This is a genomic window from Pelomonas sp. CA6, from assembly GCF_022549225.1.
In the GTDB taxonomy this organism is placed as follows: Bacteria; Pseudomonadota; Gammaproteobacteria; order Burkholderiales; family Burkholderiaceae_C; genus Roseateles.
This window is the reverse complement of the sequence record NZ_JAKZFD010000077.1, coordinates 1-301: the sequence shown is the minus strand read 5'-3', so window position 1 is coordinate 301 and position 301 is coordinate 1. Positions and strand designations below refer to the sequence as shown.

Annotated in this window: 1 protein-coding gene; it reads left to right on the top strand. The window is 65.8% G+C overall.

The window, feature by feature from the left end:
• Positions 1-85 precede the first annotated feature (85 nt).
• On the top strand, positions 86-301 hold a 216-nt coding region (locus LZ017_RS21965; protein WP_241399056.1), incomplete at its 3' end, for an ATP-binding cassette domain-containing protein.

Below are 301 nucleotides of genomic sequence, written 5' to 3'. Positions count from 1 at the left end.
CCCCAGAGGCCCGGCAAAGCCGGATCCTCGGGTGCCGCTTGGGAAGACCTCGGGCGCGAGTGCCAAGAAAAGAATGGAGTCTGAAATGACGAATGAAGTGTTGCTCAAGGTCACCGGGCTGAAGGTGGCGTATGGCGGGATCCAGGCGGTCAAGGGCGTGGAGTTCGAGGTGCGCCAGGGCGAGCTGGTGAGCCTGATCGGGGCCAACGGCGCTGGCAAGACCACGACGCTGAAGGCGGTGACGGGGCTGCAGCCGATCGCGGTGGGGGAGGTGCAGTACCTGGGGCGCAGCATCAAGGGC